General features: G+C 38.0%; 19 protein-coding genes and 1 riboswitch. Of the genes, 5 read left to right on the top strand and 14 right to left on the bottom strand.

Going from position 1 to position 21,491, the window contains the following annotated elements:
* Positions 1-4: 4 nt before the first annotated feature.
* Genes LG336_RS12950 through LG336_RS12935 form a run of 4 tightly spaced genes read right to left on the bottom strand, consistent with a single transcriptional unit; the run spans position 5 to position 4,520 of the window.
* Positions 5-469, bottom strand: a complete 465-nt coding sequence (locus LG336_RS12950; RefSeq protein WP_404332912.1) for a hypothetical protein — start codon at positions 467-469, stop codon at positions 5-7.
* A gap of 30 nt (positions 470-499) precedes the next feature.
* The gene (locus LG336_RS12945) at positions 500-1,648 is read right to left on the bottom strand and encodes a GerAB/ArcD/ProY family transporter (RefSeq protein WP_404332911.1); all 1,149 of its coding nucleotides are present in this window, start codon (positions 1,646-1,648) and stop codon (positions 500-502) included.
* A gap of 35 nt (positions 1,649-1,683) precedes the next feature.
* Positions 1,684-2,892: a Ger(x)C family spore germination protein gene (locus LG336_RS12940; protein ID WP_404332910.1), complete on the bottom strand. Its 1,209-nt coding sequence runs from the start codon at positions 2,890-2,892 to the stop codon at positions 1,684-1,686.
* Positions 2,889-4,520: a spore germination protein gene (locus LG336_RS12935; protein WP_404333156.1), complete on the bottom strand. Its 1,632-nt coding sequence runs from the start codon at positions 4,518-4,520 to the stop codon at positions 2,889-2,891. The genes LG336_RS12940 and LG336_RS12935 overlap by 4 nt, the downstream gene beginning before the upstream one ends.
* A gap of 122 nt (positions 4,521-4,642) precedes the next feature.
* Here LG336_RS12935 and LG336_RS12930 point away from each other — a divergent pair, with 122 nt between their 5' ends.
* Entirely contained in the window at positions 4,643-4,864 is a 222-nt protein-coding gene (locus LG336_RS12930) for a hypothetical protein (protein WP_404332909.1), read from the top strand.
* Between the two features lie 71 nt (positions 4,865-4,935).
* On the opposite strand, the gene LG336_RS12925 is transcribed toward LG336_RS12930, so the two are convergent.
* The 4 genes from LG336_RS12925 to LG336_RS12910 form a co-directional block, all read right to left on the bottom strand.
* Positions 4,936-6,879 (bottom strand): LTA synthase family protein, encoded by a 1,944-nt coding sequence (locus LG336_RS12925; RefSeq protein WP_404332908.1) that lies wholly within the window; start codon positions 6,877-6,879, stop codon positions 4,936-4,938.
* A gap of 472 nt (positions 6,880-7,351) precedes the next feature.
* Positions 7,352-9,022, bottom strand: coding sequence for a ribonuclease J (locus tag LG336_RS12920; RefSeq protein WP_404332907.1), 1,671 nt, complete (start codon positions 9,020-9,022; stop codon positions 7,352-7,354).
* A 224-nt stretch (positions 9,023-9,246) separates the two neighbouring features.
* Positions 9,247-9,639, bottom strand: a complete 393-nt coding sequence (locus LG336_RS12915) for a globin (protein ID WP_404332906.1) — start codon at positions 9,637-9,639, stop codon at positions 9,247-9,249.
* 178 nt (positions 9,640-9,817) lie between these two features.
* Complete coding sequence (locus LG336_RS12910) at positions 9,818-10,366, bottom strand: DJ-1/PfpI family protein (RefSeq protein ID WP_404332905.1); 549 nt, start codon at positions 10,364-10,366, stop codon at positions 9,818-9,820.
* A gap of 618 nt (positions 10,367-10,984) precedes the next feature.
* On the opposite strand from LG336_RS12910, the gene LG336_RS12905 reads away from it, so the two are divergent.
* Positions 10,985-11,320, top strand: coding sequence for a hypothetical protein (locus tag LG336_RS12905; RefSeq protein WP_404332904.1), 336 nt, complete (start codon positions 10,985-10,987; stop codon positions 11,318-11,320).
* 181 nt (positions 11,321-11,501) lie between these two features.
* Positions 11,502-12,134 carry a YesL family protein gene (locus LG336_RS12900; protein WP_404332903.1) on the top strand — a complete coding sequence of 211 codons (633 nt, stop codon included), beginning with the start codon at positions 11,502-11,504 and terminating at the stop codon, positions 12,132-12,134.
* Positions 12,135-12,226: 92 nt separating this feature from the next.
* On the opposite strand, the gene LG336_RS12895 is transcribed toward LG336_RS12900, so the two are convergent.
* The 5 genes from LG336_RS12895 to LG336_RS12875 all read right to left on the bottom strand — a co-directional run bounded on the left by LG336_RS12895 (position 12,227) and on the right by LG336_RS12875 (position 18,112).
* A complete protein-coding gene (locus tag LG336_RS12895; protein WP_404332902.1) occupies positions 12,227-13,123 on the bottom strand; it encodes a carbohydrate ABC transporter permease in 897 nt (298 codons plus the stop codon).
* Between the two features lie 16 nt (positions 13,124-13,139).
* The gene (locus LG336_RS12890; protein WP_404332901.1) at positions 13,140-14,021 is read right to left on the bottom strand and encodes a carbohydrate ABC transporter permease; all 882 of its coding nucleotides are present in this window, start codon (positions 14,019-14,021) and stop codon (positions 13,140-13,142) included.
* A 66-nt stretch (positions 14,022-14,087) separates the two neighbouring features.
* Positions 14,088-15,410: an extracellular solute-binding protein gene (locus LG336_RS12885; RefSeq protein ID WP_404333155.1), complete on the bottom strand. Its 1,323-nt coding sequence runs from the start codon at positions 15,408-15,410 to the stop codon at positions 14,088-14,090.
* A gap of 169 nt (positions 15,411-15,579) precedes the next feature.
* On the bottom strand, positions 15,580-16,365 hold the full coding sequence (locus LG336_RS12880; RefSeq protein WP_404332900.1) for a response regulator: 786 nt from the start codon (positions 16,363-16,365) through the stop codon (positions 15,580-15,582).
* A 1-nt stretch (position 16,366) separates the two neighbouring features.
* Entirely contained in the window at positions 16,367-18,112 is a 1,746-nt protein-coding gene (locus LG336_RS12875) for a sensor histidine kinase (RefSeq protein ID WP_404332899.1), read from the bottom strand.
* A 193-nt stretch (positions 18,113-18,305) separates the two neighbouring features.
* Positions 18,306-18,485: riboswitch (Lysine riboswitch) on the top strand.
* Positions 18,486-18,612: 127 nt separating this feature from the next.
* Between LG336_RS12875 and dapA the strand changes: the two genes are divergently transcribed.
* Together dapA and LG336_RS12865 are read left to right on the top strand one after the other, a co-directional pair.
* Entirely contained in the window at positions 18,613-19,509 is an 897-nt protein-coding gene (gene dapA / locus LG336_RS12870) for a 4-hydroxy-tetrahydrodipicolinate synthase (protein ID WP_404333154.1), read from the top strand.
* A gap of 276 nt (positions 19,510-19,785) precedes the next feature.
* A complete protein-coding gene (locus tag LG336_RS12865; protein WP_404332898.1) occupies positions 19,786-20,424 on the top strand; it encodes a hemolysin III family protein in 639 nt (212 codons plus the stop codon).
* A 72-nt stretch (positions 20,425-20,496) separates the two neighbouring features.
* Here LG336_RS12865 and LG336_RS12860 read toward each other — a convergent pair whose 3' ends face one another.
* A complete protein-coding gene (locus LG336_RS12860) occupies positions 20,497-21,450 on the bottom strand; it encodes a nucleoside hydrolase (protein WP_404332897.1) in 954 nt (317 codons plus the stop codon).
* Between the last annotated feature and the right edge of the window lie 41 nt (positions 21,451-21,491).

The following is a 21,491-nucleotide window of genomic DNA, read 5'->3' as shown; positions in this document are numbered from 1 at the left end:
TAAATTATTCAGGCACTTCCTCTAACAATGGAATACTTACCTGCACCCCTAGCATGGCGAAGATTTTTTTTAATGTCTCTAACCCTGAGCGAGGATTGATTTTTGTCTCAAGATAATAAGTTTCTCCAGTTAAACTAGATTCATAGGTATGCATCTGTGCAAAAGTACGGTTATTTTTATGCACTGGTTTAAGAGCAATTGCATAACGGTTTCCGTTATCTGTTGAGCCAAGAATGATGCCCTCTTTGACAAGTTTATGGAGGTGGAGGTCTTGAGCTTCAATCCATGTTAGCGCCTCTTTCCAAATGGAAGGGACACTCTCACCACGGATAAATCCTCCTGAAGTGAGTGGAACCTTAGAAAGCTCTTCTGTTACAATGATGTGCTTGTCTTTATAAAAGAAAAACAGTTCCCCTGGCCGATTAACAGTAAGTTGTCTACGCGCTTTTTCCTCTTCGATGAAAGACATCGTAAAATAAACCAAAAAAAGAACAGTTTGTTACAACTGTTCTTTTTGGCTCATACTAGTATTTTTAGTTCCACTTTGGGATTTTCGTTTTTGACCCCAATTTTTCAAATAAGCTATTCCCAAAAGAACCACTGGAATCACCACCAAAAAGAATGGGTGTAAAAACCTCGTGGTTACTTCAAGACCTTCTTTTATGTGCTCTGAGTAGCTATTTGCAATCGTTATTGACATAAAAAGGATGACAAGTCCCATGGGATAAACCAGTTTTGATGGTTCCTTAATCTTAAATAAGATAGTCGTAGCAGATACAGCCGCGTAAAAATAAATGCTTACTTTAAAAAAGATTCCAATAACCATCGAAACCATAAAAAAGACATCCAGACGTTCCAAAAATTCAGCTATCTGAATGCTTTGAACTGTAGTTAACAACGGAAACTGGGAACGTGTTGCTAAATCAATCCCAAGTACACTGATATTGATTGCCATCACCAACGCCAAATTAATTCCGCTTAATAGGATTCCAGCGACCCCTGCAATTTTGATCTTTTTGGTGTTTTGTAGATACGGAAGAATCATAGAAAAAACTAGTGCCTCCCCAAAAGGGACATATAATGTTTGGGTAGCGACTACTTTAAAAATCGGTCCCCACCCATTCTCCAAAAAAGGTTTTAATTGTTTAAGTTCAAAAAGACCTGAAAAGACCATTAAAATAAAACCGATAATTGCTAGGAGATATAAAAGCATAAAAAAAAGCTCCCCCGTTCTTGCCAATACCTCTATCCCCTTTTGAACGGCATAAATAATAATTAAAATTAATAAGGTATTCACTATGAACAATGGGGTATTAACATAAGCATAGGTGATAAGCATCTCGCCAAAATCACGCAGTACCCTTGCAGCCAAATATACAAAGAAAAGGATATAGCAGAAGGATAAAATCTTCCCTAAAATTTTCCCAACAAGCTTTTCCATATATTCTGTAAGGACAAGCTTTGGATAAAATCGATACAACCGATAATATACAAAAAACAGAAGAATCCCACCTACCATCCCTAAAAGGATGGCAAGCCAGGCATCTCGTTTTGCATCGATAGCAATTGGCACTAATACCGCACTACCAAGTTCAAACAATAATATCAGGACAAAGAGCTGATATGCGCTTATTTTTGCCTTTTCCATATCCTTTCAACATCCTTCATGAGCAAATAATCTTCCTATGGCAACTCATTAACATTGTTTCGTAAACCTGTTCTTCGAATATAGGCATCTACCTTTACATCGACAGCTAGTTCGGGGAAATGCACATCATGCCATTCTTCCTTCAGTTTTTTCCATTCTTTGGGGTAGGATTGGTGAATGGCTTCCCCAAAGCCAAAAATATCCGATTTACTCTTTTTGGCTTCCTCAACAGCTAATGTAAGTTCTTCTCTTATTGTCTTTTCTATCTCTTTTTCCATTTTAAGAAGCAAAAGTGGGTCCGTTAAATCTGATGGCACTCTTAACTCCATAATGTTGCCTTCTGCTTTGACTTCAATCGTAATCTGTGGTTTCCCCTTTTTTATTTTTGGAATACTCTTGGTTTGCTCGCGGATGAGTTGATATACAGCAGCATCCATTTTATCCTCCCAATTAAAACTAACCCCTGTATTTTTTACCTTATTGAGAATCCACCCTGTCCCCCTTGCTGTTTTCCCTTCCAACCAGTTGATTAGTTTACCATCTTTGAAAATACCAAGGCTACTCGCACTTAAAGTTGTCTCAGGATCACTGTCTTGAATGTTTTCTAGCTTTTTCCCTTGCTCCGGAGACCCTTGAATGGAAAATCCTGTAATGACTGGGGATTTCCCTGTAGTTGTATAATCCTTTATGGCATTTTGTAGGTTTAGTGTAAAAAATTCACCCCACTGCTCCTCGGTAAACCTTAAGTTTTTAATGATTTTATTAGCGGGGATTTTATCCACTGGGGTCATGACCCTCAATAAATCTGCAGCCTTAGCATCCTGTGCAATAATTAGTACAGCTGTCATCCGAAATTCAGGATTTCGTTCAAATGCATCCAAAATGAGGTCAATCCCTTCTTTTCTAGCGAGCTCTTCTCCTATCACCAAAAGATTCGTGTGAGCATAGTAGCGTCTTCTCGGCAATTGGTTGGATGCACGTTGATTCACTTCAATGATATTGTCACCCGTTGCTGTATAGACCGTGACAGGGGGGCCTTCACTTCCTCCTCCTCCTTGCAAGCCTCCTGCGACATTGGCAGGATTGATGACCTGCAGGGTGGAAACATATTCCCCCTTGTCGTTTAGATCAAGGCCCATAGCAGAGATAATCGCTAAATCGGTTAGCTCTTTTTGGCTCCAGCAGCCAGCAAGAAGCACACATAATGTGAGGTGTAAAGTAAGAATGAGAGTTTTCCGTTTCATTCCTGATCCTCCTGTGGATTACGGGGAATCATTCCACGACTTTTATTTGGTCTAGGATGCTGATTCTCCCCCATTCGTGTTTGGTTTTCTTTGTTCGCAATAAACGACGGTCTCTTTTTCAATGCCCACATAGGTAACCGAACGATGGAATCCCCAAGGCCTGAAGGAACTAAAGGGGCCAACGGTGCAAAATATGGTACTCCAAAGGAGCGAAGACTCGTTAAATGGATAGTGAGGACTAAAAGGCCTAGAATAATCCCATAAAATCCAAATGTAGCCGCGACAACCATGAAGAGAAATCGAATGATTCTTGCCGATATCGCGACTGCAAATGATGGCGTGGCAAAGTTTGCTATGGCTGTGATGGCCACGATAATAACCATTGCCGGCGACACGATACCCGCCTGTACGGCTGCTTGTCCGATTACAAGAGCACCCACAATCGAAATAGCAGATCCAACAGCTCTAGGCATTCGAACCCCTGCCTCCCTTAGAATCTCAAAAGCCACTTCCATAATCAGTGCTTCGACAAAGGCCGGAAAAGGCACAGTTTCACGTTGAGCCGCAATCGCAATCAACAATTGAGTTGGAATCATTTCTTGATGGAATGTCGTACCTGCTATATAACTGGCTGGAGCAATAATCGAAATAAAAAAGATTAATATTCGCAAAAACCGTAACGCAGTTGCAAGGTAGGCACGACTATAATAATCCTCAACCGATTGGAAGAATTGAATAAACAGAGTCGGAGCAATCAAGGCAAAAGGTGTTCCATTAACCAGGATAGAAACGCGTCCTTCTAATAAATTCCCCGCTACCATATCCGGTCTTTCTGTATAATAAAAGGTCGGAAAGGTGGTAAAGCTTTCATCCTCGATTAATTGTTCAATATACCCTGATTCAAGGATACTATCAATTTCAATCCGATTTAAACGACTACGAACTTCATTAACAATTTCTTCTTTTGCAATCCCTTTGATGTAAACCATGGAAACGTCCGTCTTGGTTACTGTTCCAATCTTCATTGTCTCCACCCAAAGATTTGGGTTTTGAATTCTTCGACGAACTAATGCAATATTGGTCCCTATTGACTCCGTGAACCCATCTCTTGGCCCCCGAACCGTTACCTGACTTCCTGGCTCCTCGATTGATCTTTGCTCCCCACCTCTTGTACTAGCACTTAAGGCTTTCGAACAACCATCAACTAATACAATCGTTTCACCTGACATCAATGATTGAAATACTTCGTTCCAATCAAGGCGAATATTGACATCTCCCAACGCTACAATTTCTTCTTTTAAAATATCAAAGGGTTCTTTATCAGGAGACTTCCTGTGCAACTCGCGATTTTTTATTATAGACTGAATTAAAAAGTCGTTGATTGAATGACTATTAGAGATCCCTTCCACATATACAACAGCTGTTTTTATCCCCAGCTTTTCATCGAAGGATGCCTTACGTATTATGACATCTGCACTGTTTCCCGTTTTTCTTTTTATAAATGACAATTGCTCTTCCAATAAAGGACAGAGGGGTTCCTTTAATTCATCCACCTTCATTGGATCTTTTTGTTTTTTAAGTTTTGACCTAATTTTTTTGCGTTGATTTAGTTTAAAAAATGAAGGCATGTTCATTCAGGACCTTTCTGTTTTTTACAATTTTTCCTAAACTGTGCCTAAATATTCCTCCCATACCACAAATGTCCGGATATCCTTCTCATAAAAGGGAAACCATATGAAAGGTGATAAAGATGAAAATATGGGGTAGTACTTTACTTATTTTAGTATTTCTTATTGGTCTTTCTTTTGGGATAGACCTTCTTATGGGGTTTGAATTAATAACATCCCTGCGGAATGCTGTTAGTCCATTAGCTGTTATGGAGCCTGTAGAATATGTAATCTTTCTATCGCTCATTTTTATATATATTGGGAAGACTATGTACGAGTACTATCAAACGCAAAAACAATCTTAAGAAACAACCCTACAACCATTGTTCACTAAAAAAAGTGAGTACCTGGGTAGGTACTCACTTTTTTGTTTATGCTATTGTTGTTCCTCTGGTTTTTGGTAGTTATATTTTTCTCTGTCGACAAGTTCAAAACCTCTAGGAGTATAAAAACGAAGCAAGTCTCCATTTACAACCTTATCAGAAAGGTCTAATTTCCGTTTCACCATATCCTGGTATTTTTTCGCTTCATTTATTTGATTTTCATCAATGAACTCTCCAGTAGTTGAATCATAGAACTTTCCATCTGCTAGAGTATACTTTGGACTAACAAAATCACCATTGCGGAAGGGAATCAAGTCATCATGCTCCTCAGATAATAAGTCTGTTCCAAAATGAACGTATTTTTTGGAATCCAATCCTAGAAGATGCAGGAGTGTAGGAAGAAGATCAATTTGCCCGCTATATTCATGAATAACCTTGCCCTCAATGCCTGGTACATGTATAAGCAACGGGGTACGTTGCAATCCAGCACTTTCAAATGGTGTTACTTCTTTCCCAATAACCTGCTCCATTGCTTTATTATGATTATTGGATATCCCATAATGATCCCCGTACATGATAATAATGCTATTATCATATAAGCCTGATTCCTTCAAATAAGCAAAGAATTGCTCTAAAGCCTCATCTGCATATCGAGCTGTTTGAAAATAGTTATCAACCGTTTTATTCCCTGTTGTATGAGGGGCAATTGTCGCTTCTTCTTCAGCTAATTTAAAAGGATAATGGTGCGTAACAGTAATGAAATTTGCATAGAATGGCTGTGCCAAGGACTCTAAGTAAGGGATAGATTGCTCGAAAAATGGCTTATCCATCAAGCCATATTCTGCCATGTCTACTTCATTCATTTCATAATAACTAGAATCGAAGAAATGATCATATCCCATTGATTTATAGATTTCGTCTCGGTTCCAAAAGGTTCCGTTGTTTCCATGGAAAACAGCGGAAGTATATCCTTGTTGACCAAGTATTGCTGGAGCACTGTGATACGTGTTCAACCCTTTCGTTGTAAAAGCGGACCCTTGCGCCAACCCATACAATGAATTGGCAATCATAAATTCAGCATCCGATGTTTTGCCTTGAGCTGTTTGATGGAAGAAATTATCAAAGTACAGCATATTTGCTTCTCTAGTCAAGGAATTTAAGAAAGGCGTTACTTCTTCCCCATGGAGTTTATAATCAATGAGAAAATTTTGAATCGATTCCATATGAACATAAATCACATTCATATCCTTTCCAACACCAAAATATTCTGAGTTAGGAGAAGCCTGATTAGACCTTGTATAGTTAATAACTTCTGTAACGTCATCACTTTTTGCCAAAACCCTTTGTGCCGATGCTTTTGTGCTTTGGACGGTATCATAAATCGTGTAGTTGTACATTCCTAAATATTTAACAATGTAATTTCGGTCAAATCCTCTTGTTAACAACTCAGGGCGGTCTGCTTCTGCAATGGCAAGATTAAGCGAAGAAATACCTAATGCCAACAAAAAGACTGCGGCAACTTTTCTGCTCGTCAGATTTCTAACCTCTAAACGAACCTTTTTAAAAACAAGAAGACCTAGTAGCAAAAACCAATCTACAAAAAACAAGAGATCATAGGGTTTTAAGAGAGTCGCAATGCTACTACTAACATCTCCAAAATTTTGAGTCTGCGTCAATGTTGGTAGCGTAATAAAATCATTAAAAAAACGATAATATAAAACATTTGCATACATAAGTGTTGACATTAAAAAGTACAAAACCATTAACCACTTATATCTCTTCTTCCCCTTAAAGAAAAACACAAATCCCAAGAATAAAATGCTTGACCCTAGTGGATTGAAAAACAACAAAAAATGTTGGATGAAATTTTCAATACCTAATTGAAACTGTGAAATTTGGACGATGTAAGTTTTCATCCACAATAGAAAAACCGCAAAAAAGAAAAACCCCAAGAAACGGTTTAACAACTTATCTTTCGCAAACAACCAATCCTTCATAAATACCCTTCTTTCTTATACCATTTTTACTAGCAAGGCAGCACCTTCCTGTACTTACACTCACTGTAAAAATTATTTGCCGCTTTTAAAAAACCTAATGCATATAGGTTCATCGTATGTATCAATTACACTAAAAAAGCTTGCACTAAACCTAGTAACAAGAATTACCAAATCTATCAAACTTGTACTATATATTAGACGTAACCAATCCCAAAAAGTTTCTTTTTCTCGGAAATATTATCCATAATAAAAAAATATTGAAAATTTAGACCACATTTAAACCGAATCACCTATGAGCAGTTTAACTGCCTAATAGCCATTTTTACATCTATTTCCGAAAAATCCATCAGTTTTAAGGTATTTGAGCAACAAGGGATTAATACCAACTTTTTTAAAGCGAAAGACCTTACCAGCACTTAAACGAAAAAAACCCACCACAAGGGCAGGTTTTTCTATAGCTTGTTTTATTCAGTCACACTTCAATGATAATCGGGAGAATCATCGGTTTACGCTTCGTCTGTGCAAACAAATATTGTCCTACAGATTTCTTGATTTGTTGTTTTATACTTCCCCAATCATTCTTGTTACGTCCAGATTGTTCGTGAACGGTTTTGCTTACTAACCGGTTCACATCTTTTAATAATTCCTCATTATTTCGAGCATAAACAAATCCACGGGTGATTGTGTCTGGTTCTGAGACAAGCTTTCCATCCCTCTTCCCCATCGATAAAATAATCACTAGCATTCCGTCCTCTGAAAGTTGCTTGCGGTCCCGTAATACAACATCGCCCACATCTCCAACACCAATGCCATCTACGTAAATATTTCCTGCTTGAACACTTCGAGTTTGCCTAGCAATTGAGTCCTCAATATCAACAACATCGCCATTATTTAGAACAAACGAATTTCCTGGTTCAACTCCGACAGACTCAGCAAGCATTCTGTGATGATGAAGCATTCTTAGTTCCCCATGAATTGGGATAAAATAGGTTGGTTTCATTAAGCTAATCATCAACTTCAAGTCTTCCTGATACCCGTGACCAGATACATGCATGCCGGTCGTGCTACCGGAACCATAAATGACCTTTGCACCTAAAGCATATAAATTATCGACAATCTTTGTTACGTTTTTTTCATTTCCTGGTATTGGGCCTGCTGCAAAGATGACCGTATCCCCTGGGTAAATTTCAACACCACGGAAATTTCCAGTGGAAAGACGTGCTAACGCTGCATTTGGCTCCCCTTGGCTCCCTGTGCAAAGGATGACCACCTTTTCTGGGGGCAAGTCATCAATTTCATCAGGTTCAATGAGCATTCCTTCGGGCATATCTAAATACCCTCGTTCCATCGCAACCTCAACGACATTTACCATACTTCTTCCAAGTAAGGCGAGCTTACGGTCGGTAGCAATTGCAGCTTCGACCACTTGCTGAACACGATTAATATTCGAAGCAAAGGTGCTAATAATTACCTTCCCCTGCGCCTTCATAAAAGCTTCAGTCACATGCTCCCCAACCATTTGTTCTGATGGAGTAAAGCCAGGACGTTCGGCATTTGTACTTTCGGAAATAAGAAGCAATACTCCTTCACTACCGATTTTCGCCATTTTATGGAGGTCAGCGTATTGTTTATTTACGGGTGTTAAATCAAACTTAAAATCCCCGGTATGTACAACGGTCCCCTCTGGTGTGTGAAAAACGATACCCAAACAATCTGGAATACTGTGATTCACCTTGAAGAAATTCACTTTCATCTTATCGAAACTTAAACTTGAGTTTGAATCAATTTCGTTTAATTCCGTTTCTCTTAAGAGCTTATGTTCTTTTAGTTTTAATTCAATTAATCCCAGCGTAAAGCGAGTGGCATAAACAGGGACATTTAACTTCTTTAAAAAGAATGGGATTGCACCAATATGATCTTCATGTCCGTGTGTTAAAATTAATGCCTTTATTTTTTCACTATTTTCTTGCAAATAGCTAACATCAGGAATTATCAAATCGATACCAAGAAGACTTTCATCAGGAAACTTATTCCCGCAATCAATAATCACAATATCGTCACCATATTGGATGGCGTACATATTTTTCCCTACTTCATTCAAACCACCTAAGGCAAAAAACGACAAGCTATATTTTGTACTCACATCGAGGTCCTCCTACTTTTTATACTGATGTTATTATGCACGTTTGTTATTTTCTTTATGAAAAAAGGATGAATAATCGCAATACTTTTTTCAAAGTTCTACTAAATATAACTGCCTAGAAATTTCGGACACAAAAAAAACCAACCATTCACTAGAATGATTGGCTTAATTATTAGATCACTGTAAACAAACATACTTAATTGTCCGATTATAATCATTCCCTATTAATCCTTATCCGGACTATTAACCATTATTTTCGCTACTTGTGTTAAGCGATCGTAAAAAGCATTACCAGCCGGCTTGTCAGAAAGACCAATTTCATCAAACGCTCCCTTCATACAATATAACCAACGTTCTGCTCTTTTCGGTGTGATTTCAAATGGTAGATGACGTTGCCGCATTGCAGGGGGCCCAAACTCTTCGCTATACAAAGCTGGTCCTCCAAGAAATTGAGATAAAAACATTCTTTGCTTTCGCTGAATTTCTTCCATGTCTCCTTCAAACAACGGTTTGAGCTCCTCGTCAGCATATACACGTGGATAAAAAGCATGAACTAACTTATCCAGAGTCTCTTGCCCACCAATTTCTGAATATAAAGAGGTAAATTTATAATCCAAAGGACCACTTCCTTTTGGTTTTTCTTCTTATTATAATTGATTATCAAATTTAGTACTCCATCAACCTTGAAAATGGATTTTATGCAAATTGTAGTGTAGATAAAAAATCCCCCCCACACTTTGGGTGGGAGGTCACCTTAACATATTTAGTAGACCTATCGAAATACAATTAGCAATGTTAACCCAACATCTTAATAAACTCTTTCATAAACCCTGGTAAATCAGGCCATGCATGTCCGGATACAAGGTTACCTTGAACATGAAGGGGTTCATTTACATAGGTTGCACCTGCAGCTTCAACATCTGGCTTACAAGCGATATAAGCTGTCAGCTCTCGCCCCTTTATATATTGGTGAACTGTTGATAATACTAATGTAGCGTGACAAATAGCAGCTACCGGTTTATTTGCTTCAAAGAAATGGGCAACTATTTTCGGGACATGCTCATTCAATCGAATATATTCAGGTGCTCTGCCGCCTGGTATGATTAGTCCATCGTATTCTTCAGGATTTACCTCATCAAACGAGAGATGTGCATCGATTAAGTAGCCTTTACTTTCCGTATAAGTATCCCAGCCAATAAAATCATGTACTACAGTTTGGAGCTTCTTTTTTGATGGAGCGGCAATTTGGACATCATAGCCTTCCTCCAAGCACCTAAAATAAGGATAATAGATTTCTAATGCCTCAACCGCATCTCCCGCTAATAGTAACACTTTCTTCGCCATCACCTATTCCTCCTCTTAAAATCAGAGTAATTCCTTTAGTATATATTCAAAGCTTTTCCACTAGTTTCCTCTAATGTTTTGAAATGTTAACAAAATCTTCAAACTCTTTTTGTCATTCACACACATTCTGCCGTCAGGGACAACGTGTTATTTTGTTGCTACTCCTCACTCACTCGTCCAATAAACCCTGTTTTTCTAGTCATATATCCATATCGGAATTCAGGTTTAATTTGGATTATTCCTTTGTAAATTTGATGTAACATTAGAAATGTAAAACTCTTCTGTCAAAGTAAGGAAAAGTCTTGATGGCTTGTAAAAAGATCTATTTTTAAATGGATCCTAGAAAAAATTCACTCTTCTTTAACGTTGGACTAAGTTTGAAATTTAGTGTTAAGAAACAACCACATCTTTTGTCTTAAATTCTATACCACGGGGAATTTTTCAGACATTAACAGCAGTTATCAAGTTGTTTAAACCGCCTGTAATGTAGATGAATCGACATGATTTTTAAAAAGGCTTGTTTATACTTGGCTTTAGTTTTGATGGAAGGGAGTTGAAAAACGGCTAGTTTCATTTAGGTTTACAATCCTTAAATAAATCATAATAGGAGGAATAATCATGATAGCAAATAAGAGTTGGAAATTAGCAGTTGTATTCGTTACATTTATGGTACTAGCGGCTTGTGGCAATACTCAAGACATAGAAGGCGAGATATCTCCTCAGGAAGAACCAGTTAATGGTAATGTAAACCAAGAAGAACAAAATGGTGAAATCGAAACAGAAGGATCTATTGAAGGTGAAATGAACACAGAAGATTCCCCATCAAGTGAAGTGGAGGGAGACGGATCACTGGAAACTGAAGTGAATCCAGAAGGAAACGAAAGTGAACTTGACGCAGAGATTGACGCAGAACTTGAAACAGAAAGTGACCTTTCGGATGAGGAAACCAAATAAACTTTTTAGAAATCCCGTTCCTTGGATGGTTCCACTAGACACCGACCAAGGAACGGTTTTTCATTCATTGAATCCTCCCTATCTATCGGAAAAACCAGAATTACTATATAATGAAACTAGTTTAAAAGAAAGCCCTTTCAACTTAAGAGTTGACTCAATTGTAGAATATAAGGAGGAAATAATGAATCGCTTTTCAATCAACGGGCTCTTTGCCGTGACAGAATGGATCACCAGGCTGGCCTATGTTAACTTACTATGGATAGGATTTTCCTTATTAGGTCTTGGCATCTTTGGTTTTTTTCCTGCAACCATTTCGATGTTTACCGTGATTCGTAAATGGCTTATCGGTGAAACAGATATCCCAGTGTTTCAAACCTACTGGACTACTTATAAAAAGGAATTTGTAAAAAGCAATGGTTTAGGTCTGATTGTTCTGGCTGTTGCTGGCTTAATTGTTCTTGACTTAGTTTTTATGAAAAACAATGGTACTAGTTTTACTAGCATTATACATATTCTTTTATACTTGTTTATTTTCACTTGTGTCATGACGTTGTTCTATCTGTTCCCGGTTTATGTCCATTATAATGTAAAGTTTTTTGCAATTTTCAAGAATTCTTTTTTAATCATGTTGATTAACCCTCTTGCTAACCTCGTCATGATTAGTGGGATTGTTGCAGTATACTTTGTCGTGAAAACCTTTCCTGGCATCGGCTTTTTCTTTGGTGGCAGTATAACCTCGATGATTATAATGGCCGCATGCTATGTCTCTTTTAATAGGGTTGATCAAAAAAAACAAACCTCAGAATCTATATAAAAATAAGGCAGATAGGAAAGTTCCTCTAGTTTTAGTGGAAACCTTCTTATCTGCCTTAGTTATTGAATTTCGGGAATGTTTTCCTCATAAAATCATCCCTTGATAGATCCTGAGGAAATCCCCTCAACGATTTTGTCACTTAATAATAAGAATGCAATTAAAATGGGAACGATACTAATGACAAGTGTTGCTCCTATTGCACCCCAATCGGTTAAATACTGTCCAACAAAGTTATTGATTCCAACCGTCAATGTTTTCCATTTATCAGAGCTAATAAAGGTATTCACGAACACAAATTCATTCCAATTGTAAATCATATTAATGATAACCGTAGTTGATAAAACAGGGATTGTCATTGGAAGCGTCACTTGGAAAAAGATTCGGTGAATCGAACATCCGTCCATCACTGCCGCCTCTTCAATTTCCCTTGGAAGGGTCTTATAAAATCCAAGTAAAATCATGATTGTTAACGGTAAATTAAATGCCGTGTAAGACAAGATAATCGAAACTGGATTATCGATTAAATTTAAGTTGTTATAAAAATTAAACAATGGAATCAATGTTGAATGCAACGGAATCATATACCCCACCATGAATAGTCCAAGCACAAGTCCACTAAGTTTCCAATGCATTCTGGTAATCGCAAATGTTACAAAACTAGCAAAGATTACAGTTAGAAACACTGCAAGTAACGTCATCCATACACTGTTGAAAAAATAGAGCCCAATGTTTCCTTGAGTCCATGCCTTCGTATAATTTCCCCATTGTGGGTCCTGTGGTAAGGCGAATGGTGACATTCCAAAAACTTCTGAATTGGTTTTTAATGAGAAAATGACCAACCAAACCAATGGGTAAATCTGAACGATTGCGAACCCTCCTAATATTACATAAAGAAGGCTATAACCTATCTTGTTCCAATAAGATTTCTTAGGTTCTTTGGGAATAGAAAGGTTCGGTGTTGTTTGTTTTTCAGTCGCGAGCTGACTCATCTTGTTTCACTCCCCCTTAATATTGAACATCGTCATTTTTAGATTTCGTTAATCTCGAAGTTAACCATGTCATACCAAGACAAATGACAAGTAAACCAAAACCAATTGCACTCGCATAACCAAAATTATTCAACTTAAACGCTTCTTTGTACATATACGAGGCCATTACTTCACTTGCCCCGTTCGGTCCGCCACCTGTCATAACGTAAATTAAATCAAAATATTTGAGTGACCCAACAATTGCAAGCATAATCGTTACCTTAAATACCCCAGAAATCAGTGGGATTTTGATTTTAAAAGCAATCTGTAATGGGGTTGCACCATCAATTTTTGCTGCTTCAACAATCTCTTCTGGAACATTTTTTAACGCTGCATAATAAATCAGGATATAAAACCCTGCATACTGCCAAACTATTGGAATAAAAATCGCATACAACGCAATGTTTGGATCGGCAAGCCATATTGGAGTATTTTGCACTCCAAAAAACTCTAGCAAACGATTTGCCATTCCGTTCGATGGATCAAAAATTTTCAACCAAAGTTGGGCAATGGCAACAGATGATAATAACATTGGGATTAAGTAAATTTTTCTTAAGATGTCAGCTCCTTTTATTTTACTTGCTAAAACTAGTGAAATAGCTAAATAAATGAGTAGACTAAGTGTTGAGAAAAGAGCCAGTAGAAAAGAATGGCCGGCACTAGTCCAGAACTTTCCATCTTGCATCAACTTTATATAGTTATCCAAACCGATAAAGGTCATTTCACCTATTCCGTTCCAATCCATTAGACCATAATAGCCTGTTAATACAATCGGGATATAGATAAGAACAAGAATAAGGAGTAATGCCGGAAGCGTATAAAGGGTAATGACAAATTTATTAGACATTACATTTCTCATGTTTTGCCCTTCCTTTCTATGAAGAAGAGGACATATTAAGCAATATGCCCTCTTTTTATGCTTTTCTTATTCTTCCGCAGCAAGTGCATCCTCTTGTGTTTTAGCGAACTCTTCAGGGCTTACTTCTCCACCAAACAATGCCTGAATCATGTTCAAGTGAACATCTGCAACGCCAGCTGACATTTGAACATCCGCGTATAAGGTAATGTTCGATGCACTACCTAAGTCATCAAGAATGTCAATGTACAATTGTGCAAGGTCTGCACCTGATGTATCAACCTTTGTAGCAGGAATAACACCTGCTTCTGTTACCGAACGCTTACCCCATTCTTCAACTAGGTAAGAAACAAAATCTTTTGCTACATCTTTAACTTTAGATTCTTCAGATACAAACAGTCCAACACCAGGACCACCTACAAAACTATCAATATCCCCTTTTCCACCTTCATAGGTAGGGAACTTAAAGTAACCAATTTTGTCTTTGAACTCCTGTGGAACATCAGGGCTAGTTGTGTAGTTTGGCAACTCCCAAGTGCCCATGATATACATTCCTGCTTGTTCATTCATAAAGTGACCTTTCGCTTCATCATTTGATAATCCGTTATATCCTTTAACAAAAGCACCCATCTCTACAAGCTTTTCTAGCTCTTCAGCAGCTTTTACTAAAGCTGGATCTTCAAAGCTTCCTGTGCGATTGATGGCATTGTTTAAGGCTTCAGGTCCCCCGATGCGGTCTGCAAGATACATATACCACATTGAACCAGTCCAACGATCTTTGTTACCTACTGTTGCTGGAGTAACCCCATTATCAGCTAATGTTTTAACTACATTTAAAAATTCATCATAAGTAGTTGGAACCTCTAAATTATATTTTGCGAAGATCTCCTTATTGTAGTAGACTGGCGCAATATTTAATTCAAGAGGTAAACCATACGTTTTATTATCAAGTGCGAATGCTTCAACTGTACCTGGTACAAATTGATCTTTAAGCCCGGCATCAAGTACATCATCTAAAGGCGCAAACATATTCCCCTCAACGAATGGTTGCATATACCCCGCTGCCCAAGTAATCCCTACATCTGGAAGCTCATTAGAAGCAGACAGAACTTTGATTTTTTCCTTGTATTGCTCGTTTGCTAAGATTTCAGTTTGAATGTCTACATCAGGATTCTCATTCTCATAAGCTTTAATGATATCGTCCACAATGGTAAACTGCGCCTTCGAACTTCCTTCCGGCCATAGATGCATCATTTTCACAACTGTTTTATCACCACTTGATGATGATGACTCTCCTTCATTTTCAGACGAACTTGATGATGAACATCCGCCTAATACTAGACCGCCTAGTAAAGCAAGAGACATCGCTACAGAAAACGCTTTCTTTTTCATCAATTCGAAACCCCCTTTTTTCTATTTATCAGTAATTCCTTACAACTTAAAGTCTATCACCCTAGTTCTCATCTAAAAAGGCAACAACGATTAGGAGAAATACCATTTTTTTTAGGTTTGTGAATAAATTTCCACTTCCCTAATCTGAATGAGTGATTTTCTTCGTCATTCATAAAGATGGTTCACGATTTAACTTTCTATAGGCACTAGGGGTTATCCCCTCCAGTTCCTTAAAGATCTTTATAAAATACTTTGCGGTTTTATAGCCGGATTCCTCTGCAATTTCATTGATTGGAAGGGTGGTTGAGATGACTAATTCCTTGGCACGTTGAATCCGTCGTCTCGTCAAATACTCACTAAAAGTCAGCTCTACTTGCTCCTTGAATAAAACACTAAAATAACTTGGATTCAAATGAACGTGAGCGGCAACATCCTTTTGGTTGATATCATCTTTTAAATGCTGACCAATATAAACCATTGCCTCTCGTATTGTATCTCGAGTCGAATCCCTCTTCGTTGTCGCATGGACAATTTTATCATCCACAACCCTTTCAATAATTCCTGCCCTTTCTTGTTTCGCCAGAACAGCAACGGCTTCCTCCACTGCTTCGATTAACTTCTTTTTGCCTATAGGCTTCAGGAGATAGTTGACTACCCCTAACCTTAAAGCCTCCTGCGCATATTCAAACTCTGAATAGGCAGATATTACAATTACCACAGGAGACATGTCTTTTTCTTTGAGTAAATTAACGAGTTTTAACCCAGTGATTTCAGGCATTCTGATATCCGTAATCATAATATGTATTCTTCTTTTCTCAATCAGCGCAAGAGCCTCTTCGCCGTTAGCTGCAGCGAGAATTGAATAGGAACCATCATTCCAGTTTTCCAAGGTTTTTTGAAGGCCTTGTCTTGTTCTATGTTCATCATCGACAATCAAGATATTTTTCGCGACCAAGCTATTCTCCCCCATCTGTAGGTATTATAAATGAAATTTGCGTTCCGTTTTTTATTGCACTACTGACTGAAAGTTCTGTTTCTTTATTTTCTTGATAATAAAGTTTAAGGCGCTTATAGACATTGGAAATAGCCATCCCTTTCCCATTCCCATTTATCGGAGGGGCCTCCCCAGTTTTCATTAACTTTAAAATAGAATTTAGTTTTTCTTTGTCCATCCCTGGACCATCATCCGTGACAGAAATCTTGATAGTTTCAACATCAGCCTTTTCAACGGATACGGAGATTTGACATTGGCCAAGTTTATTTCCAGCACCGTGTAGGATAGCATTCTCAACTAATGGTTGAATAATCAGTTTAGGAATTCTCACAAACTGATACTCTTGCGGAACTTCAATCTTACACTGTAATCGATCGCCAAAACGCATTGTCATAATATCCATATAGTCTTCAATATGCTTCATTTCATCTTTTATAAAAACCCATTCGTCGTCTGTTTCCTTTGTAATTGTGTAGCGAAATAAATCAGACATCGCGAGTACTCGTTCAGATAATTCATCTTCATTCTTTTCTACAAGTGACCAATGAAGAGCATCCAGAGTGTTAAACAGAAAATGCGGATTTATCTGCGCTTGAAGTGCTTTGAGTTCACTTCTATTTCTTAGGATTTCTTTTTGATAGACCATTTGAATTAAATGATTCGTTTCCTTCACGAGCTGATTATAAGTACTATTTAGTTCATTCACCTCATAAACAGAAGTTGTGCTAGGATTTGATTGTAAAGACCCATCTCCGGCACGTTGCATCGTTTTCGTTAGTTTGACGATTGGACTCGTGATGACCGTTGAAAGGAAAAAGGAACTAATTGTAAAAATAATCAAGCCCGCAATCCCAGATAATATAATCCCTGTACGGATTCCTGAAATTCCGTCTGTGAGTACGCTAACGGGCGTTAAAATTAGAACTGTCCATCCTGTAACCTTAGAGGATTGTTTGGTAACTATATAATCTTTACCATTTAGTTGAACAATTGATTGTCCACTATTAATAATTGGGCTAATATCGCCCTGAAAGTTGGATACGATAGGCTGATTTTCTTGGTTTAAAAGGATAGAGTACTGGTTAGTTTCATCCGTTAAGTCCTTATTTGTAAATTGAAAATGTTCACGGTAAATACTAATTAGGAGGTAACCACCATTCCGATATTGTCTTTCCATTAAATTTACTCTTCGAAGCGCAAGAAAATTATTTTTGTCATTTGGATCTAGACCTACCCAAACTAAGCGACCTTTTGCCTTGTTTGCTTGTTCAATCCAGTTTTCATCAATTCTATTTAATAGACTTTCCTCGTCTAAAGGAAGCACTCGATTTTGATTATTTGAAAATAGCTGAAAAGAAAAAACTCCGTCTGTGTTTGCTGTAATAATATTTGTAAACCCCATTAAGCTTTGCCGATCATGAAAAGTTATTTCTTTTCCGTCATATTCCTTCGTTAACAGTTCTTGAACTCCAGTATTTGTAATCACAAGCTTAGATGCCATGTTTATTTGCTCATACAACGATTCAAATCTACCGTTTGCTTCTATTGCTACTTGTTGTATTTGTTTTTCAGCATTATTTTTCAATAGTGAGGAAACTTGGTTTAAAGTTAAAAGACTCACAATCAATAAAACAATCACCATCACAAGTATAAAGATAAATAAAATCTGGTTTCGTAACGTATTCCATTTTCTAATTTTACTGAACATACCGTTATCGCCTTTCTATATAAAGGTTATAGAATTATAATTTCTAATAATAGTATAACTCTTTTTATGAAAGCGTTTGTATATTTTTTATTTCCTCATATGTATAAGAATTCTGGAAATTTCACCTTGATATTCATGTCTATTTCTGTTATATTACAGATAACTACATACTTTCTTATTTCAATCATTTTGAAGTGAGGATAGAGGTGCATAGACCATTAGTAAGCAATTTGAGGATAATGAGGTCCGATGATAATTGCCGAAAGGGGGATTTGCCGAAGCTTCAAGAATCTCATTTTTCTTGAAGTTGGTTCTGTCATTTAATAAATGCAGGACTGTCATATAGGAGACTATATGGAGGGCTATCTTACGCGCAGAAGCGATATCTATTAGATTGTTTCTACTGCAACAGCGTACCCTCGTTGTTGCTTTTTTGCGTTTACCATTGAGGTCCTTCTCCACGAATAGAAAATTTAATGAAAAGGATGAGGAGAAAAATGATAAATTTAGGCCAAGTATTAACAGCAATGGTGACTCCATTCGATGCAAATGGGGATATTGATTTTGATGCAACTAGAAATTTAGTGAATCATTTAATTCAAAATGGAACTGATGGAATTGTGGTCGCTGGGACAACTGGAGAATCCCCTACTTTAACAACAGAGGAAAAAATCTCGTTATTTAAATTCGTTGTCGAAGTGGTCGAAGGAAGAATCCCTGTCATCGCGGGAACTGGATCGAACAATACTAGGGCCTCAATTTCCTTAACAAAGGAAGCTGAAAAAGCCGGTGTTGATGGGATTATGCTCGTAGCTCCCTACTATAATAAGCCCTCACAAGAAGGTTTATATCAACATTTTAAAACCATAGCAGATGCCACTCCCCTACCTGTTATGCTTTACAATATTCCTGGTCGAAGTGTTGTTAATCTATCTGTTGATACGGTTGTTCAACTTTCACAGATTAATAATATTGTTTGCATTAAAGAGGCAAGCGGAGATTTAGATGCGATGGCAGAAATTATCAGCAGGACATCTAGCGATTTCACTTTGTATAGCGGCGATGATAGTATGACGTTACCAGTGTTATCCATCGGCGGTGCTGGTGTCGTTTCCGTTGCCTCCCACATCATTGGCAATGAGATGCAGGAAATGATTACGAATTTTAAAAACGGAAAAATTCAATCAGCTGCTTTCACGCATCGTACACTTCTTCCAACAATCAAAGCCTTGTTTACGGCACCTAGTCCGGCTCCAGTAAAAGCTGCCTTGAATATGAATGGGGTTGACGTTGGCGGAGTTCGCTTGCCGATGATTCCACTTACAGATGAACAACAAAGAGTATTAAAAGAATTTGTCGGACCCGTTAGGAATCAAGAAGGCATGTTTACTTCATGATTTAAGAACAAATAGCCTGTTACACTGTCTTCAAAGACCTGTGTAACAGGCTATTTTCTTGTTTAGCCTCCATTCCTTCTTTCAGAGTTTCTTTTAAGATTCTGACGGTTGTGAGCGGGCTAACCATGACAGACGTCACTAGCAAAGGCTATAGAAAAGGAATATAATGAGACCATTCATTAACTTTTAATTAGTTGATGGTCATAAACGTTCAAACAACAAATGCTAAATATCCTTAATTTATGCTTAGCATGGTTATGAAAGGATTGATAACTCTTGGCAACTACACATGTATTTACAAAAGAAGAAGAAATATCAAATTCAATTACACATGGCATCGGTGCCTTGCTTAGCGTTGCGGCGCTTGTAATATTAATCGTTTTTGCCTCTCTTTATGGGACAGCCTGGCATGTTGTCAGTTTTACCTTATTTGGGGTGACGATGGTTCTTTTATATACCTCTTCCACCCTAGTTCATGCGCTACGTCCCGGCCGCGCCAAAGATATTTTTGAAATTATGGACCATTCTTCCATTTACTTCTTTATTGCTGGAACCTATACTCCATTTTTGTTCCTTGCAGTGCAAGGTTGGATAGGATGGACATTATTCGGGATTGTCTGGGGTATGGCCGTCGGTGGGACCATCTTTAAATCGTTTTTCGTAAAAAAATACCTATTTACTTCTACAATTCTTTATGTCGTGATGGGGTGGTTAATCGTCTTTGCTTGGAATGATTTAGCTGCCAATCTTCACCCCAGTGCTTTGCTACTATTAGCCATCGGGGGAATTCTTTATACAGTCGGTGCGATTTTCTATATGTGGAAGCTATTCAAACACCATCATGCGGTATGGCATTTGTTCGTATTAGGTGGGACGATTTGTCACTTCTTTTCCGTACTTTATCTTCTCCCCTAAAAAGGGCTTCCTACTATCAATTTATAGATTAAACTGCCCTGAGCTAGTTGTCTCGGGGCAGTTTTTATTTTATTAATACCTTGTAACTCTCCTCGTCATGATATTCATAAAGTCATTTGCAAAAGCTTGGTAATTAAAGTCTATCGCAATCCGTTCGAGTGTCTCGGGTGGTTCATCATCAGGTTTTGCTCGAAAATCCGCAATCGTTCTCCCCCTTGAAAGCTCGGATGTATCGACTCTAACTCGACGCGGAATATAGTGAAAATATTGAGGATTTACAAGTGCAAAGAGTGTAACTGAATCATGCATCGGTGCGCCATTAAGACCAGGAATCAAATTCTTGTAGGCATCAATATAAAATTCAATAATCGGTTTCATTAGAGACGAAAAAGGGTTGGATTGATAAACAGCAATGGTATCAAGCATTTGTGTGGTCACTGTAGCGCGATTGGTTACATTAAGTGGGATAATGGTTATATTTCTCCCCTTCTCCAATACAAGATCCGTCGCAATAGGATCTCCATGAAAATTTGCCTCTGCCACCGCTGTTACATTTCCAGGGTAGTTAAACGCACCACCCATCAAGTAAATCTCCTTCACTGAGTGAAGCAGTTCCGTACCAGACAAGATGAATGAGGCGGCTAAGGAAGTTGACCTTCCCGTATCAACAATACTCAAATCCCCTTTGTTTTTACTTATTAATTCATGCACGGCACCAAACCGGTGTACATTTGTGACTAGGTTTTCGGGCGGACGGATTGGCCCCAAGCCGTCTTCCCCGTGGATTTCTGGATAATAGGTGACCACCTCCCCAGAAAATGGGCCTGTGGCTCCTCTAATAACGGGAATATCTGGTCTCCCGGCCAATTGTAGTAGATAGGATGCATTGGCTGTCGCTTGTTTTTCGTCAACATTTCCATAACCAGTTACGATTCCAACTAAATCAATTTGCGGATGTAATAATGCGTAAATAATCCCAATTGCATCATCAATTCCTGGGTCACTGAAAAGCAATACCTTTTTCATACTTTCTCTCCTTAAAACGTATTTAGCCTTTGTATGAATAT

This window comes from Mesobacillus maritimus, assembly GCF_044803185.1.
In the GTDB taxonomy this organism is placed as follows: domain Bacteria; phylum Bacillota; class Bacilli; order Bacillales; family Cytobacillaceae; genus Mesobacillus_B; species Mesobacillus_B maritimus_B.
This window is presented reverse-complemented; position numbering and strand designations above follow the sequence as displayed.